12 protein-coding genes are annotated in these 15836 nt (G+C 44.8%); 3 read left to right on the forward strand and 9 right to left on the reverse strand.

Annotated features, from left to right (window positions below; genetic code table 11):
• Positions 1–6: 6 nt before the first annotated feature.
• From GFS24_RS17545 to GFS24_RS17560, 4 genes are read right to left on the reverse strand one after another with little or no spacing between them, the layout of a single operon-like run.
• The gene (locus tag GFS24_RS17545) at positions 7–1305 is read right to left on the reverse strand and encodes a flippase (protein ID WP_371731024.1); all 1299 of its coding nucleotides are present in this window, start codon (positions 1303–1305) and stop codon (positions 7–9) included.
• A gap of 50 nt (positions 1306–1355) precedes the next feature.
• Positions 1356–2624 carry a nucleotide sugar dehydrogenase gene (locus tag GFS24_RS17550; RefSeq protein ID WP_153661522.1) on the reverse strand — a complete coding sequence of 423 codons (1269 nt, stop codon included), beginning with the start codon at positions 2622–2624 and terminating at the stop codon, positions 1356–1358.
• Between the two features lie 9 nt (positions 2625–2633).
• Positions 2634–3710, reverse strand: coding sequence for a lipopolysaccharide biosynthesis protein (locus tag GFS24_RS17555; RefSeq protein WP_153661524.1), 1077 nt, complete (start codon positions 3708–3710; stop codon positions 2634–2636).
• A 40-nt stretch (positions 3711–3750) separates the two neighbouring features.
• Positions 3751–6198: an SLBB domain-containing protein gene (locus GFS24_RS17560; RefSeq protein WP_153661526.1), complete on the reverse strand. Its 2448-nt coding sequence runs from the start codon at positions 6196–6198 to the stop codon at positions 3751–3753.
• Between the two features lie 458 nt (positions 6199–6656).
• Between GFS24_RS17560 and GFS24_RS17565 the strand changes: the two genes are divergently transcribed.
• Positions 6657–7157 carry an RNA polymerase sigma factor gene (locus GFS24_RS17565; protein ID WP_074241983.1) on the forward strand — a complete coding sequence of 167 codons (501 nt, stop codon included), beginning with the start codon at positions 6657–6659 and terminating at the stop codon, positions 7155–7157.
• Between the two features lie 181 nt (positions 7158–7338).
• A complete protein-coding gene (idi, locus tag GFS24_RS17570; protein ID WP_153661528.1) occupies positions 7339–7857 on the forward strand; it encodes an isopentenyl-diphosphate Delta-isomerase in 519 nt (172 codons plus the stop codon).
• Here idi and GFS24_RS17575 read toward each other — a convergent pair.
• The 5 genes from GFS24_RS17575 to GFS24_RS17595 form a co-directional block, all read right to left on the reverse strand.
• Complete coding sequence (locus GFS24_RS17575) at positions 7812–8177, reverse strand: hypothetical protein (protein ID WP_153661530.1); 366 nt, start codon at positions 8175–8177, stop codon at positions 7812–7814. The genes idi and GFS24_RS17575 overlap by 46 nt on opposite strands.
• 76 nt (positions 8178–8253) lie before the next feature.
• Positions 8254–8949, reverse strand: coding sequence for a hypothetical protein (locus tag GFS24_RS17580; RefSeq protein WP_153661532.1), 696 nt, complete (start codon positions 8947–8949; stop codon positions 8254–8256).
• A gap of 42 nt (positions 8950–8991) precedes the next feature.
• Positions 8992–9507 carry a YdeI/OmpD-associated family protein gene (locus GFS24_RS17585; RefSeq protein ID WP_153661534.1) on the reverse strand — a complete coding sequence of 172 codons (516 nt, stop codon included), beginning with the start codon at positions 9505–9507 and terminating at the stop codon, positions 8992–8994.
• A 38-nt stretch (positions 9508–9545) separates the two neighbouring features.
• On the reverse strand, positions 9546–10031 hold the full coding sequence (locus GFS24_RS17590) for a hypothetical protein (RefSeq protein ID WP_153661536.1): 486 nt from the start codon (positions 10029–10031) through the stop codon (positions 9546–9548).
• Positions 10032–11249: 1218 nt separating this feature from the next.
• Positions 11250–12821, reverse strand: a complete 1572-nt coding sequence (locus tag GFS24_RS17595) for a glycoside hydrolase family 28 protein (RefSeq protein WP_153661538.1) — start codon at positions 12819–12821, stop codon at positions 11250–11252.
• Positions 12822–13097: 276 nt separating this feature from the next.
• Here GFS24_RS17595 and GFS24_RS17600 point away from each other — a divergent pair, with 276 nt between their 5' ends.
• Complete coding sequence (locus tag GFS24_RS17600) at positions 13098–15827, forward strand: GH116 family glycosyl-hydrolase (protein WP_153661540.1); 2730 nt, start codon at positions 13098–13100, stop codon at positions 15825–15827.
• Positions 15828–15836 lie beyond the last annotated feature (9 nt).

Here is a 15836-nt window from a genome sequence, read left to right on the forward strand (position 1 = left end):
TACTTATTAAATAATTTTAAACTTCTTTGCCAGTGAATAAGGGGCCAGCAGGCTCCTTACCTGATAATAAAACAAGGGCCGGGTTCGTTTGAATGCAAGAACGGCAAAGAAAGTTGCGACATAATATGATATTAATGTGGCATATGCGGCTCCGATACTCCCAAACCGGGGTATGAAATAATAATTCAGGCCAATATTTACACACAATCCTATGGCTGTGCGATAAAAGGCGAATTGTTCCAATCCTTCAATGATCAGATACTGACTGGATGCAACCCCCATAAAAACCGCGATCAATGACCATACATGGATGATCAGGATTGTACTGGTTTTAGGAAACTCCGATCCATAGAGCAAATGAACGATGAATCCGGAGGAAAACGAAATTACAATAATGATCAATAATGCCGTTAAAAAAACAATATCAAAGAAAAATTGCATTTTTTGAAGGTATTCTCCGCGGGTATTACTCTTATGGGATTCTATCAGTTCCGGTAAAAAGCTGCTGGAAATGGCCATGGGGATAAAAAAGAACATTTCGGATATTTTAACGGCGGCGCTGAACTGCCCCAGTTCCAATTCCCCGTCCATATTCCCGAGCATGATCTGGTCCACCTTCATATATAAAATAACTACTAAGCTTGCCAGCATGAATGGCCAGGCTTTTTTAAACAGGTAGGGGACCAGGGTTTTATTGAATTTCCAGTTCCGGAAGTTGTTGTTTTCTTTGCGCTGGTAGGTGATGAACAGGAATAACATGGCAAAAACCGTTTCCATACCCAGTACGGCGGCGAAATATGCCAGGGGCATCTTATTCAGGATGAGTATTATTTTAACGGCGGCGCCCAGGATATAGGCCACGTTCTTTGATACAACGGTGATCCGGGATTTGAGGATGGACTGATAGTAGATGTCTATCAGGTCCAGGGGGGTGAAAACAACTGTAAGGATGAGGAGGGCGTAGATCAGGTAATATTCTGAGGCCAGGCCCATATATTTAAAGATGCCCAGGGGCACGGCGATACTTATCAGAATGATGGCTATTCTCATAACGAGGCTGGTACCCAATACTTCGTTCTTTGACTCCGGTTGCATCACCAGTTCCTTGACCAGGAAGTTATCCATCCCCAAAGTGGAGATAGACATAATAATTGCAATGTAAGCCATTACATAATTCAGCTTTCCCAGTGAAACCGGTCCCAGATATCTTGCCATCCACGCTCCTACGATAACACCGAGCAGCATTTTAAATATCCTATCTCCAAATAGCCACAGTATATTTTTAAATGTCTTTTTATTTATCACAAATTCACACTTTGTTAAGGATACTTATATTGAAAAATATTTTATTGTGTTTATAATCGTCCGTCCACCAGCTCTCTGTCAAGAAAGGCTTTTGTATCGTAAATAATCGCTTTCGGGCCATTTTTGAGCCGGGCATAGTCCAGATCTTTGAATTTATCATGGGCAACGGCCAGGATAATTACGTCATATTTCCGGTCCAGGGCTTCCAGCAGTTCAATTCCGTACTGTGTTTTCATGTCTGCCGGTTCCACGTATGGGTCAAATACATCCACCATCAGGCCGAATTGCATCAGTTCGTTGTAAATGTCTATTACCCGGGAATTCCTTATATCCGGGCAGTTTTCTTTGAAGGTGAAGCCCAGGATCAGTGCCCTGGCCCCGTCTATCTTATATCCCTTCCTGATCATCAGCTTAATTACCTTATTGGCAACAAACATGCCCATGTTATCGTTCACCCTGCGTCCGGAAAGGATCACCTGGGGATGATAGCCAAGGGCTTCTGCTTTATATGCCAGATAATAGGGATCTACGCCAATACAATGTCCTCCAACGAGGCCTGGTTTATATTTGAGGAAGTTCCATTTGGTGGCAGCGGCTTCTATCACGTCGTTTGTATCAATTCCCATCCTGTCGAAGATGAGGGCCAGTTCATTTACAAAGCTGATGTTCACATCTCTTTGTGCATTTTCAATGGCTTTGGATGCTTCTGCCACTTTTATGGAGGGGGCTTTGTGTGTGCCGGCGGTGATGATCTTTTTATACAATGCATCCACTTCATCAGCAATTTCGGGTGTGGACCCGGACGTTACTTTTTTGATGGTGGTGAGTGTATTGATGCGATCTCCGGGATTGATCCGTTCCGGGGAGTAACCGCAATAAAAATCTATATTGAACTGCAGACCGGAAGATTGTTCCAGGACGGGAACGCAATCTTCTTCTGTACAGCCGGGATATACGGTGGATTCGTAAATAACAATATCTCCTTTCTTTAAAAACTGTCCGATCATTTCTGAGGCCTTTAAAAGGGGGCGCAGGTCGGGGGCTTTAAATTTATTGATGGGAGTGGGTACTGTTATGATATATATATTATAGCCCTTCAGGTCGTTTACATTATTGGAGATCTTCAGGCCCTTTTTCATTGCATCCTTCATACCGGCCAGGTCTGCTTCATTGGTACTATCTTTGCCGTTCAGCAATTCAGTCACGCGTTTGGGATCGATGTCGAATCCCAGCACGTCATATTGCTTTCCGAACTCGATAGCAAGTGGTAGTCCAACATAACCCAGGCCAATAATAACTATTTTATAAGAGGATGCCATGAATGTTATTTATGCCATTATTTCTTTATAAAGTTTCCGAACCATCAAAAACAACACGATCAGAAAACCGCTTATAAAGCCTCCTATGATCAAACTTTTTAGTTTACCCAGTTTTTCTTTCCTTAAGGGAAGGATGGGGGAATCTACTACCTGGATGATGGGCATTTCCTGTGCCATGGACATTCTGCTCACTTCAAGGTTCTTCATTACCTCAATGTACATGGTTTGCAGTACTGCTTTATCCCTGGATGCCAATTCAGTATTTACGCTGGCCACACTGCGGCCGGGGTTCCTGTTCAGATCCTGCGATGCTGCTACGGAATAGGTTTTACGGTTCAATAGTTCTTCAATTGAATCTGCCTTCTCCTGCAATTTATCTACGTTTATTTTGGAGCGTTTTGTTTTGGTTTGCACATAAAAGTCCGTGGCTTCTTTCACGAGGCGTTCTGTAAAGACCTTTGAAAATATTTCATCGGGGGAGATACATCTTACTGCTATAAAGCTGAGTTTTTTATCTGGCTTTATTACCTGGAGGTTTTCCTTGATGATACTCAGCCAGATGGTATTTAATACGCTATCCTGTTGACGGGAAAAGTTTCTATGATCTGCATCTGGCGGAAAGGACAGGTTTTTTATGGGTGATGTGGATGCCCAGTTCTTCCTGATCTCTGTGATATCCAGGTAGAAGTCTGCGAGGCTGATCTTTTTCCCGTTTACGTTCAGGGGGGATAAGAGTGTTTTTTCCACCATTAAACGGGAGCGTAAGAACTCGAGTATATTATCACCTGTAAATACGCCGCCACCGGAGCCGCCGCCGATGTCGATACCAAACTGACTGGCTATTCCGGAGTAACCGGCCAGGGGGTTGGACTTACTGTCCTCCATTACAAAGGTAAGTTCTGCAACGAATTTTGGTTTTTTAAACCAGGCATACGCAAGGCCAATTCCAGCTCCCAGGATTCCGAAGAGTAAGATCAATTTCCATTTAAAAAGTAAATATTTCCCCCAGTCCTGCATTTTGATAATGAGGTTTTTAAGGGAAACTTCGTTTTCCTGAGAAATTGGAGTTAGTGTGGTATGCTCCATGTAACGATAATTAAAAGACCTGTACGGTCTAATATTTTTATTATTTAATTCTATCTAAAATGGTGATAATGATCAGTGCCAGCGAAGCAAAACCGGTAGTGATCCCAACTGCTTCCTGACCGGTGAGGGCTCTTCCTTCTTTTTTAGCAGGAACATATATTTCGGCACCGGGACGTACTTTAGGATACCGGTTAAAGAACAATACTTTGCTGGTGCTTTTTACTTCTCCATTCGCGTAAACGATATAACTTCTTCTCTTTAATGCGCTGTTGGTAAAGCCACCTGCACCCCGTATGTAATCCCTGAATCCTGTATGCTTGTCAAATCTTACCTTCTTAGGGAAATAGATCTCACCAAACAATTGTACGGTCTGTAATTTCTTGGGGATCTTGATGATATCTCCTTCTTCGAGGAACAGATCGAACTTAGAACCTGGCTGATCCAGGATCTTTTGCAGGTTGATGCCCAGTAATTGTTCTTTCCGGGAAACCACACTTTGCATTTTGCTGATGTCCGTACTATCTTCCAGCTTATTATAGAACACCTGTAATTTGCTATCCAGCAGGGCGCTATCGGAGGCGTTCACAAATGTTTTGCGCAGTAATACTGCCCCTTCCGGATATGCCTCCGGTCTTAAACCTCCTGCTCTTTTCATGAGATCGGAGATCTTTTCCCGTTTGGAATTAATGGTATAAGCACCGGGATATACTACTTCCCCGTCAATTGATACAGAGGCTTGTTCCAGGTAGGTGGGTGATTTCCGCACTACTACTTCATCGAAGGGTTGTAATGCGTAACCGGCCATGGTGCTGAGGTCTGAAGAGAGATCGAACTGTGCAACGATGGAAGTGGTGCTATCCTGTGCATTATACATTTTACCCCGGACACGGCGGGATACTTCTACTCTTTGCAGGGAAGCGGCATCTTTTAAACCGCCTGCCATGAGGATAAGGTCTTCCAGATAAAGACTGTCCGCATAATTAAAATAACCGGGAGCGTTCACCTGGCCGCTGATCTTCACCTGGTAGTGTTCTCTCAGGCCTAGTTTTGAGTAGATCACTACGCTGTCTTCCCGTTGAAGGGTGATGTTTTGTTTTCCGGAGAGTACGTCCTGCACATTAAAGCTGGTACCTGCGGGTGTGAAATCATCATTGAGGCGGAAGATCATGGCGCGGGGCAAAGAAGCCTCTTCTTTTACGCCGTCTGCTTTTTTGATCAGGTCAGCCACTGTCATATTTCCTTCCAGGGCATATTCACCGGGGTGAAATACGGCACCGGCAATGGTTACGCGGTTTGTGTAGCGATTGAGCACAGAGTCTATGAAGATCCTGTCGCCAGATTGCAGTTTGAAAGAAGCTACCTGGCTCGCGGGGATATTCACTACTTCGCGTTCCTTATTATTGATACGGGTGGCGCGGATCATTTCTCTGAAAGATTTGTCCGTGTAGCCGCCTGCGAAAGAGAGGATATCCTGAAGGGATTCGCTGTCCTTTACTTCAAAAATAGCGGGGCGTTTCACTTCTCCCACCAGTTCCACACGGGTTTTGTAGGGATTCACTTTCACGATGTCCTGATCCTGCAAAACGATATTATTAGTAAGATCTCCGTTGGTGAGGAAATCGTATAGATCGAAACGAGCGAGCGGGTTTCCATTACGGATCACCTGGATATCGCGGAAAGAACCATTTTCGTTAGGGCCGCCGGATACATAGAGTGCATTGGCAACGGTGGCTAAAGACGGCAGGGTGTAAGATCCCGGGCGATCAATTTCCCCTATCAGTAATACTTTGATGCTTCTGATGGTGCCGAGGGAGATCTGTACGAAAGTGTTGCCGGATTTTATACCGCCATATATAGTAGCGAGTTGTTTGGTAATGCGGGTGGTGGCTTCGTCCATGGTGAGGCCGTTTACGTAAACAGGCCCCAGGTAAGGAATGCGGACGTATCCTTCCGGGCTTACTTTTAATTTATGTTGTACTTCTGAGTATCCGTAAACGTCTATCACTAATTCATCGCCGGCGGCTAAACGATAATTGGGTGGCGTGGCCATCCGGAGGTTTGGTTCAAAAGTGAGGTTCTTATTACTGAACAGTTCTGCCCCGAAGATCTTCATTCTGCGTTTGTCCGCTGCGCTCATGGGTTGGATATCGCGGGCGGAGATGGTATTTTCATTATCTACGGTACGTTCTGCATCATCCAGTTTGGTAGCGCCGGGTGTACCGCCGGTAAATTCTTTTTCGAGGTTGAGGGTACGGATCCGGTCTTTCAGTTTTAATACCTGGTCTGCCGGGATTCCTTTTTGCTGGGCATAGGAGTCAATTTGGTCAAAGGAAAGTTTATTCCGCTTCATTTCTGCCACGATCTGACGGACCTGTTCGTCAGAAAGATCGTCCACCTTCATTTGCTGGGCCTTTTGTAAAGAAGGGACCTGGGCGAATGAACACATGCCAATCAACAGGAATATTTGAACCAATAATATTTTCTTCATGCAAGTAGTTAGCTTTTCTCGGAATGTTTAGGCCACCATCACAAACTCCCTGCCACGCACGGGGTTTGCGTCAAATGATCGGCAAATTTATTAAAAATAACATATAAATGTTAGCCGATTGAAAATCAGACCTATTATAAAGGTGTTTTAACTCCCGAAACTTTTTTTTGGGTCCGGCAATCCGGATGGGTATTTAATTCGTAAATACCCCTGAGTCTACAGCAAACATATCCTTGAACTAACATTTGTTTAAATTAATATACATTAATAGTTAAACGTTATACGCCCCAGTTAACCGGTCATGCAAACTGCTTAAAAACACTCCTTTTCAACTGCTATACCCTGATTATGAAATTGTTAATCATGGTCAATTTAGCTGTGCAACGAAAAATAATCGTTCAAATTGTTTGGAGTAACGTCTTTTTTTGTTTAAATTAGAATAACAAAACTTAAACAATATGTCATCCGCTGAATTTAACACCCTATTGCTCAGCAATGCTGACTTTCTGAAACCGTTTGCCATTACTTTAACGAAAGATCCCGAATCCGCGAAGGACCTTTACCAGGAAACTATGTTCAGAGCCTTGTCCAATCAGGAAAAGTACCTTGCCGGCACCAATATCCGGGCCTGGCTGTACACGATCATGCGGAACATCTTTATTAACAATTACCGGCGAAAATCAAAACAACACCTCTGTTTTGACAATTCCTCCAATGATTTTCTGTTGAACACCCAGCAGGTAATAATTGGGAACCAGGCTGAAAGTGGTTTACGGGTAAAGGACATTCAGACCTCTGTGCACCATTTACCGGTGATCTTCAAGAAACCGTTTGTGTTGTACCTGGACGGATTTAAGTATTTCGAGATAGCAGACATCCTGGAAGAACCATTAGGCACTATTAAAAGCCGTATCCATTTTGCCCGTAAGATGTTGAAAGCCCAAGTATCCCGTTATTAAGTCAAGAATGTTTTAGAGCATGTAACCCATCTCGCATTTTTAACCCATACTCTCCATTTCTACCATCCCTGACCAACAATGCTGCTTTTTCCGAAATTTCGGCAAAAGGGAGAACTGTGTAAATTTTTGAGCGGAATTAAAAAAACGGCTTTAAATTTAGGGCCTAACCATTCCTTCCAAAATGTTACCACCCGTTATTTTGGTGAACGAACAGGATGAACCTGTTGGCACCATGGAAAAGCTTGAGGCACATCAAAAAGGTTTATTACATCGTGCGTTTTCTGTTTTTGTGGTGAATCCACAGGGGGAGATGTTATTGCAGCAAAGGGCGTTGGATAAATATCATTCCGGCGGGCTTTGGACGAATACCTGTTGCAGTCATCCTTTGCCTGGGGAGGATGTGCTTTCTGCGGCGCACCGTCGGTTGATGGAGGAGATGGGGTTTGATTGTCCTTTGAAGGAGGTGTTTAGTTTTACTTACCGGGCGGAGTTTGATAATGGGTTGACGGAGCATGAGTTTGATCATGTGTTTTTTGGGGAGTATGATGGTCCCGTGGTGCCGGATGCTGATGAGGTGGAGGCTGTGCGGTATTTGTCTCTTGATGTTATTCGTCGATTGTTGGTGGAGGAGCCGGATAGTTTTACGCATTGGTTTCATTTGGCGTTTCCGAAGATGGTGGAGTTTATTAAGGAAAGATAGAGAGTTTGCCGCGCAGGAAAGGGCGGTTTTTTTCTTCTTTTTTTGAGGGGAGCATTTTTTATAGGGAGTTTTTGTTTTTGTTGAGAGACCGTTTTTGGAATGCGGGCTGGAAGTTTGCCGCGCAGCAAAGGGCGGATTTTCTTTTTTTTTTGGATGGACGTGTTTTTTGAGAGGATGGTTTTTGAATGGGGCTGGAAGTTTGCCGCGCAGCAAAGGGCGGTTTTTTTTATTTTTTGGAAGAAAGTATTTTTTATAGGGAGCCTTTGTTTTTGTTGAGAGAGGTTTTTTTGAAGGAGGGCTGGGAGTTTACCGCGTAGCAAAGGGTGGATTTTTCTTCTTTTTTTTGTAGTTCTCTGGTTTTCCGCCTGGTTTAGGGGCGGATTTTCTTTTTTGGGATCATTCTTTTCTAAAGCGTTCTGCGGCTTGTTTTATGTAGATGAGCAGATCATAGGTGGAGGCGTCTTTCATGAACTGGTAGTTGGGAGGATGGAGGAGCATGAACTTTTGGAGGCTATCTCCCTGGAGGCCGGAATATTTTGTGACCAGTTCCGGAGTGAAGAATTGGGTGACGTATTTTTGTTGTTCGAATTCCTGTAAGCGCCGTTTGAAGGTGAGTTGGCGTTTGTTGTTCTTAAAAGATAGTGCTTTGTATAATTGAAAGATATTGATGCCGATGCCGGTGGGCATGATCACTATTACTTCTTGTATTTTGGGCCTGCGGAAATTGAAATTCTTTTTGAAATCTTCCCTTAGGGCTATTGAATCTTCTCTGTACGTTTTTCTTATTATCTCTACTCCTGCCAATTGAATGATCTCTCCGCGCATGTATAGTATGCCTGGCAAAGAAATGGCACGGAAGGAAATGGGGAGATGGCCTGCTGCTTTGAAGAGCAGGGTATCCATGGGATTGGCGGAAATGGAAAAGTAGCCGTCTCCGTTAGATACGGAATATACTTTTGTGTGAATGTTCTGGATGAAAACGCCTGGTAGCGGCAAAGAGTCTTTGCCCATGATGTTTCCCTGCACTGTTTGTGCGTCGGCGGAAAGCCGGCATCCGTATAGGAATAATATTATCAGGCTGATCTTGTACATAGGGTGTGTGTACAAGATATTTAGTCTAGTTCTAAAGGAAAGTTAATATTTATCCTTCTCTGCTTTGAGGGCACGGATCATTTCAGAATAACCCATGTTTTTGAGCATGGCATTGATGGTTTGGGCAATTCGTTTGGCGCGGGTCTCTTCTGTTTTTGCGCTGTCTATCCATTTTGAGAAATAACGCTGGTGACTGGGGGCAAGGGTTTTGAAGAAAGCCATGGCTTTGGGCTCGTCTTCTATACAGGCCATGAAGTCTGTGTTCATGATATAACCGGCGGCGTCTTCTTCGAGCTGCACTTTTACTGAGGCGCCCTGGCGTTTGCCAATGCCTTTGCGCATGGTGGCGTTTATGGCCATGATAAAATCTCCTTCGCCCATGGGCACAAGTGCCACCTGTTCAATGGGATAGCTGTCAAGGAAACCTTTTACGCGGTAAGATTTCTTTGTATCGGGTTTGATCTTGTTGGCGATAGCATATGGGACTTCGATGATGGTCCAGCCGGTTTTTTCACCCATTTCTCCTAATTTTTTCAGTACGGCGGTGAACTTGATCATATTTTCCAGGATTTGGCCGGGGCTAAATTAAAACAATTTTAGCGACGGTAATAGGTGGTAGTGTCCTGGCGGTAGGCGTAATTGATCTTACCCTTTTTCTTATCGAACACCCTGTATTCCACGTAGCTATCTCCCCTTTTGGTATAAATGAGCTGGCCGGCGAGGTCTATGCTATAGTCTGAGCGGTTCACCTGGGCCACGTAAATGGGTTTATGGGCGAAGTCTACCACCAGGGAATCCAGGTAGAGGTAGGAGACGGTTAGTTCCGTAAAGCCGAGTTCGCGCATGCCTTGCATGGCTTTTTGGGTGTAATCGCTGTGGCGTTCAAATGATTGCATGTCCTGGGGGAAGAAACCTTTTTCTTTCCGGTAGCGTTTGATGGCATTTGAGAACTCTATGCTGGGCTGGACTTTATGGCGCTTCTTCTTTCTGTTGATGGGTGGTACGGTGAAGTTGGTACCTTCTATTGTAGCACAGGCGCTAAAAAGCATAATGGCGGCAAGGAGTAAGGGGATCTTTTGCATGGTTAAATGGGGGATTATTATTTATGGGATAAAGATAAGAGATGATCTGTTAAGAAACTTTTAAAGCGTGGGTTGTTATTTTTTGGTTAACAGGTTCGTTTTTCATGCGTTTACCAGCTAAAAACCGCCGTTCGCAAAGTAGTGTGTGGGTATGTGGAACGGGTGCCTATCTTTGCATCGGTTTTTCATAGGATATGGTTAAAAATACTTGAGGGCGCTTTTCTAAGCGCTCTTTTTTATGCCCTTACTTCACTGATTTCTTCCTTCCCACGTACGTGTTATAAGCGTATTATTTCCTTGTAAATTTCTAGTTAACAGTAGCAATATTCACGCGTTTACCAGCTAAAAACAGCCGTTTACAAATTCGATGGTGCCAGTGTGGTTTGCGTGCCTATCTTTGTATCAGGTTTTTCATAGGATATGGTTAAAAATACTTGAGGGCGCTTTTCTAAGCGCTCTTTTTTTTATGCCTTCTACTTTCCTTCTCTACTTGTAAATTTCTAGTTAACAACATCAATACCTATACGTTCACGGGATAAAATGCATCGTTCGCAAAAACGTTTTAGCAGAAGTGGTTTGTGTGCCTATCTTTGCATTAGGTTTTTCATAGGATATGGTTAAAAATACTTGAGGGCGCTTTTCTAAGCGCTCTTTTTTTATGTCTTCTACTTTCCTTCTCTGGCTTGTAAATTTCTAGTTAACAACATCAATACTTATACGTTCACGGGATAAAATGCATCGTTGGCAAAAACGTTTTAGCAGAAGTGGTTTGCGTGCCTATCTTTGCAATAGGTTTTTCATAGGATATGGTTAAAAATACTTGAGGGCGCTTTTCTAAGCGCTCTTTTTTTATGCCTTCCAGTTTCCTTCTCTGCTTGTAAATTTCTAGTTAACAACATCAATACTTATACGTTCACGGGATAAATCGCATCGTTGGCAAAAACGATTAGGGAGGTGTAGTATGCGGGTATATCTTTGCATTAGGTTTTTCATAGGATATGGTTAAAAATACTTGAGGGCGCTTTTCTAAGCGCTCTTTTTTTATGCCTTCTACTTTCCTTCTCTGCTTGTAAATTTCTAGTTAACAACATCAATACTTATACGTTCACGGGATAAATCGCATCGTTGGCAAAAACGATTAGGGAGGTGTAGTATGCGGGTATATCTTTGCATTAGGTTTTTCATAGGATATGGTTAAAAATACTTGAGGGCGCTTTTCTAAGCGCCCTTTTCTTTTGATAGATCTCCCCCTTCTACTTTTATATTTCTACATTGATCTCCAGTCATTTCAAGGAACTTCTTTGCAGGCGTCAGCAACCTGGCCGCAGTGAAGAGGATGTCTTTCGAATTAATACATCTTACTACTGCATCTGCTGTGGTGCCCTGCACACTTAAACCATTGATTGCCGCATCTTCCACATTATCAAGTATTATCGCCGGCCGGGCTTCTGGTTGCTCATATTCAAAACGTACATTCTGCAGGGTGAGGCCTTTTACGTTGCGGGCATACAAACCATAAGCGGGTGGGCCTCCTGGTAACTGGTCCCAAACGCCGAAGTATTCTGCGGCTATTTCCGGGACTACCTTCTTTGCCTGTTCCGCGGTGCCGCCGCCGGCATATTTTACATGTACGTCTGTGAAAGAGATGTTTTCCAGGTAGTGATTGCCCATGGCATTCAAGGTGATACAGGAATTCTTCTCCCCTTCCTTGAAGTTCAGCTCGAAATGGATATCTGGATGGGGAACGGGTTGGGCTACTACGGTGGCGCGTATGTTGTTGAAAGTCACGTTTCTAATGAAAGCGCCTTCCCCTCCGCTGAATCCTATTCCTATGGGGCCGGTTACATTGCGCATGGTGATATTGGAGAAGCTGAGGTTTTCGATCCCTGCTTTTCCGGCGCTTATCTTAATGGCACAGCCGTAGGTTTCATAGATCAGGCAGTTGGTGATGGTAATATTCTGGCTCTGGCCACCGCCGAAACGGAAAATAGCCCAGCGGGTGCTGAAACTGCAATTGGTGATGGTCACGAATTTATTGCTGCCGAATAACGCACAGGCATCATCCTGGCATAGTACATCACAGTTGATCATGTGTACGTACTCGCAGCTGTTAAAATGGAAACCGTCGTTGTTCTTATTTACGCGGTTGTAAATGTAGATGCCGTCGATGTGAACGTGTTTGCATTGGAGGAGGCGGACGCAATGATAAGCGCTGGCGAGTAGTTTTGTGTCTCTGAGCGTGAGATCTGTACATTGATAAAATACGGCGAGGTGGGGGCGGTCGAAATTTCCGCCGATGCCTTTCTGGCCAGGGCCGGTGTTGTCTCCTTTGCCGTTGTAGAAAGCCAGGCCGTTCCCGTCAATGCTGCCTTTCCCTTCAATAGAGACGTTCTCTGCGTTTACGGCATAGAGGAACACAATGTTGCCATTGCTTTCCGGGATGCCCTTGCCTGCGGTGTAGTCTTCGCGTTTAGGGCTTCCCAGCAGTTTTCCGCCGGCTGTTACGTGCAGGGTGACGTTGGATTTTAATTCCAGCGTGGAGCAGAGGAAAATACCTGCAGGGATGATGACTGTGCCGCCGTTTTGCTGGTGGCAGGTGTCGATGGCTTTCTGGATGGCTTTGGTGTTCAGGGTTTTACCGTCACCAATGGCGCCATAGTCTTTGATGTTGAAGGTGTCTGATGCTGCTTTGCCGGCAGCAGCTGAGGCTGGGGAAGTATTCAATATACCTGTGCCGATGGCAGCGGTAGTGAATACGCCCAGCCATTTGCGGCGGGAGATATCTTTCATAATGTGGAATTGTGATTACAATTACGTTAAAAGATGGGTGATAAGCCGATAGTATTTTGGCTTTTGTTTGTATGATAGTGTTTTTGGGAGTTTGCCGCGCAGCAAAGGGCGGTGTTTTTTTATTTTAAGGGGATGGGGGTGTTTTTTAAATGTTTGAGGTGGAAGGTATGTTTTGGATAGTTTGTATGATGATGTTTCCTTATTTTGGTTATTGTTTGTGTGATTGGGGAACTTGTATTTTTGGGTTTTGTTTGTATGATAATGTAACTTTCTTCTATGGCTATTCCACGCAGGTATTTTCTCCGGAACATGGGACTCATGGCGTCCGGCTTTCTGCTCAGTAAGTTGCCGGCTTCCGGTGGCGGGTTTCAATCTGCGCCGCATAATATCCCTGTTGATAAACGGCTCGATCCCCGTTGGGTGAAGGGTTTATTTGAACGGGGGAAGGCTACCACTTATCTTAAAAGTAGAGAGGAGTTGAAATACATTGGGATGCCGGTGGGTGGGATTGCTTGCGGTACTTTATATCTTGGGGGAGATGGAAGGCTTTGGTTATGGGACATCTTCAATGAGAACCAGGAAGGGATTGATCCGCGGGAAATACCATGGCCTGATGCTTTGCATGAAGGAGCGAAAGTACGTTCCCGGGATGGGGCGAATTATATTGCGCCTACCGTTGCTGCTGATAAACGTGTGCTGGACCAGGGTTTTTCTGTAGAAGTATTGGTGAACGGTCAAACCCTTGTGAAAGAATTACGGGCGGAGGATTGGAAGGAAGTTTCATTTGAAGCTACTTATCCTGTGGCTACGGTTACTTATACTGATCCTTCTTTTCCGGTGGCGGTTACCATGAAAGCTTATTCTCCTTTTATTCCGCTGGATGCGGATAATTCAGGGTTGCCGGCTACTATCTTTTCTTTTTCTTTTCAGAATTTGGGGAGTGTTAGTGTAGAAGTGAAGATATTGGGGTGGTTGGAGAATGGGGTGCGAAAGTTTACAGGAACTGAAGATCTGCGGAGGAATGAAGTAGTGCAGAAGGGGGATTTAGTGGATCGTGGGCCTGGCGCTCTTTTTTTGCGGCGCACAGGTCTTGGGCCTGATTATTTGAGTGATGATAAAACATTGTGGGATACTGATCTTACTGCTATCCTTCTTTCTTCTACTGCTGCTGTGCCCGTTTTCCCTGAAAGAGATGCGGGTACCATGTGTTTTGCTGTACTGGACGCTGCCGCTGTAGCATTCACTGATTATAAAAACAATACTTCTTCTGAACCTGCTACTGGTAATCATCTTACGGGCGCACTGTCTGTTGATCGACATATAGCCGGTGGGGCTTCTGCAGATGTTTCCTTTGTTATTTCCTGGCATTTCCCTACCACCGGTACATTAAAAAAACTGGTGTCGGACGCAAATTCAGGTAATTACTATGCTGCCAAATTCCAAAGCGCGCAGGCTGTTACGGAATACATCGCTAAACATTTTAATCACCTCTCCGCTACTACGCTGGCCTGGCATCGTACATGGTATGATAGTACATTGCCCTGGTGGTTCATGGAAAGGACTTTCGTGAATATTTCCTGTCTGGCCACTACCACTGCGCATCGTTTTTCTTCCGGACGGTTTTGGGCATGGGAAGGTGTAGGAGCTTGTGAAGGGACGTGTACACATGTTTGGCAATATGCGCAGGCCATGGCAAGGATCTTCCCCTCCATTGAAAGAGATCTGCGGGAGAGAGTAGACCTTTATGTTGGGTTCGTGCCGGAAAGCGGGATGATCTGGTTCCGTGGCGAGAATGCGAAACATCCTGCTATTGACGGACAGGCAGGGACGGTGTTGCGTATCTATCGGGAACATACCATGTCTGCCAATGATAGTTTTCTTCGCCGTAACTGGGAGAAAATACGGCTGGCGATCACGTTCATCCTTAAACAGGATAAAAATGGTGACGGCATGGAAGATACTCCGCTGGAGAATACGCTGGATGCTGTATGGGATGGAGAGATCGCGTGGATCGTTGGATTGTGTATCGCTGCTGTGCGTGCAGGACAAGTAATGGCGGAAGAAGTAGGAGATGATGCTTTTGCAGCGCTTTGTAAAACATACGTAACCTCCGGGCGTAAAAACATGGAGAAATATCTCTTTAACGGAGAGTATTTTGTTCACCGGCCGGATGCAGTACTCGGCAGAAAGAAATTAGGATCTTATAATACTTCTCACATCGATCAGGTATATGGACAAGCCTGGGCTCATCAGGTTGGGCTTGGACGGGTGTTCGATAAAACCAAAACAATATCCGCATTGAAGGCCCTCTGGAAATATAATTTCACACCGGATGTAGGACCTTATATCAAAACACATAAAGGTGGTCGGCCTTATGCGCTCGCAGGTGAAGCAGGCATGATCATGAATACGAATCCCCGCAATGAGGCCAAGCCATATGGAGAAAGTACTACCTGGCAGTTAGGGTATTTTCATGAATGCATGAGTGGCTTCGAACACCAGGTGGCGGCGCATATGATGGCTGAAGGGCTTACTCAGGAAGCGATGATTTTAACGCGTGCTGTGCATGACAGATACCATGCAGCTAAGCGGAATCCTTTCAACGAGATTGAATGCAGTGATCACTATGCCAGGGCTATGGCGAGTTACGGGACTTTCATTACGACTTGTGGTTTTGTGTATAATGGGCCGGCTGGGTTTATCTCTTTTGCGCCGCGCATTGGGGCTGCGGATTTTAAAGCACCGTTTACGGCTGCTGAGGGTTGGGGGAGTTATTCGCAGCAACGTTCTGCTTCTCTGTTGACTGCGGAGATCGTTGTTGTTTATGGGCATGTGGACCTTCAGCGGATCCGGTTGACGGCTGGGTTTGCTCCTAAGAGAGTGGCTGTGACGTTGGATGGGAAGATTGTTGGGGCTGAATTTAAGCAGTTGGGAGATGGAGAGGTGGAGGTTATTTTAGCAGATACTTTTAGGGTTGAGGGCTCGTTGGGGGTGAGGGTGAGTTGATAGAATGAT

Origin of the sequence: Chitinophaga sp. SYP-B3965 (assembly GCF_009647655.1) — a bacterium.
Lineage (GTDB): Bacteria > Bacteroidota > Bacteroidia > Chitinophagales > Chitinophagaceae > Chitinophaga.

Bases quoted from the DNA above. Each gene is read 5' to 3' on its own strand.
- GFS24_RS17550 (WP_153661522.1), bottom strand. From the start codon at position 2,624: ATGGCATCCTCTTATAAAATAGTTATTATTGGCCTGGGTTATGTTGGA.
- GFS24_RS17555 (WP_153661524.1), bottom strand. From the start codon at position 3,710: ATGGAGCATACCACACTAACTCCAATTTCTCAGGAAAACGAAGTTTCC.
- GFS24_RS17560 (WP_153661526.1), bottom strand. From the start codon at position 6,198: ATGAAGAAAATATTATTGGTTCAAATATTCCTGTTGATTGGCATGTGT.
- GFS24_RS17565 (WP_074241983.1), top strand. From the start codon at position 6,657: ATGTCATCCGCTGAATTTAACACCCTATTGCTCAGCAATGCTGACTTT.
- idi (WP_153661528.1), top strand. From the start codon at position 7,339: ATGTTACCACCCGTTATTTTGGTGAACGAACAGGATGAACCTGTTGGC.
- GFS24_RS17580 (WP_153661532.1), bottom strand. From the start codon at position 8,949: ATGTACAAGATCAGCCTGATAATATTATTCCTATACGGATGCCGGCTT.
- GFS24_RS17585 (WP_153661534.1), bottom strand. From the start codon at position 9,507: ATGATCAAGTTCACCGCCGTACTGAAAAAATTAGGAGAAATGGGTGAA.
- GFS24_RS17590 (WP_153661536.1), bottom strand. From the start codon at position 10,031: ATGCAAAAGATCCCCTTACTCCTTGCCGCCATTATGCTTTTTAGCGCC.
- GFS24_RS17595 (WP_153661538.1), bottom strand. From the start codon at position 12,821: ATGAAAGATATCTCCCGCCGCAAATGGCTGGGCGTATTCACTACCGCT.
- GFS24_RS17600 (WP_153661540.1), top strand. From the start codon at position 13,098: ATGGCTATTCCACGCAGGTATTTTCTCCGGAACATGGGACTCATGGCG.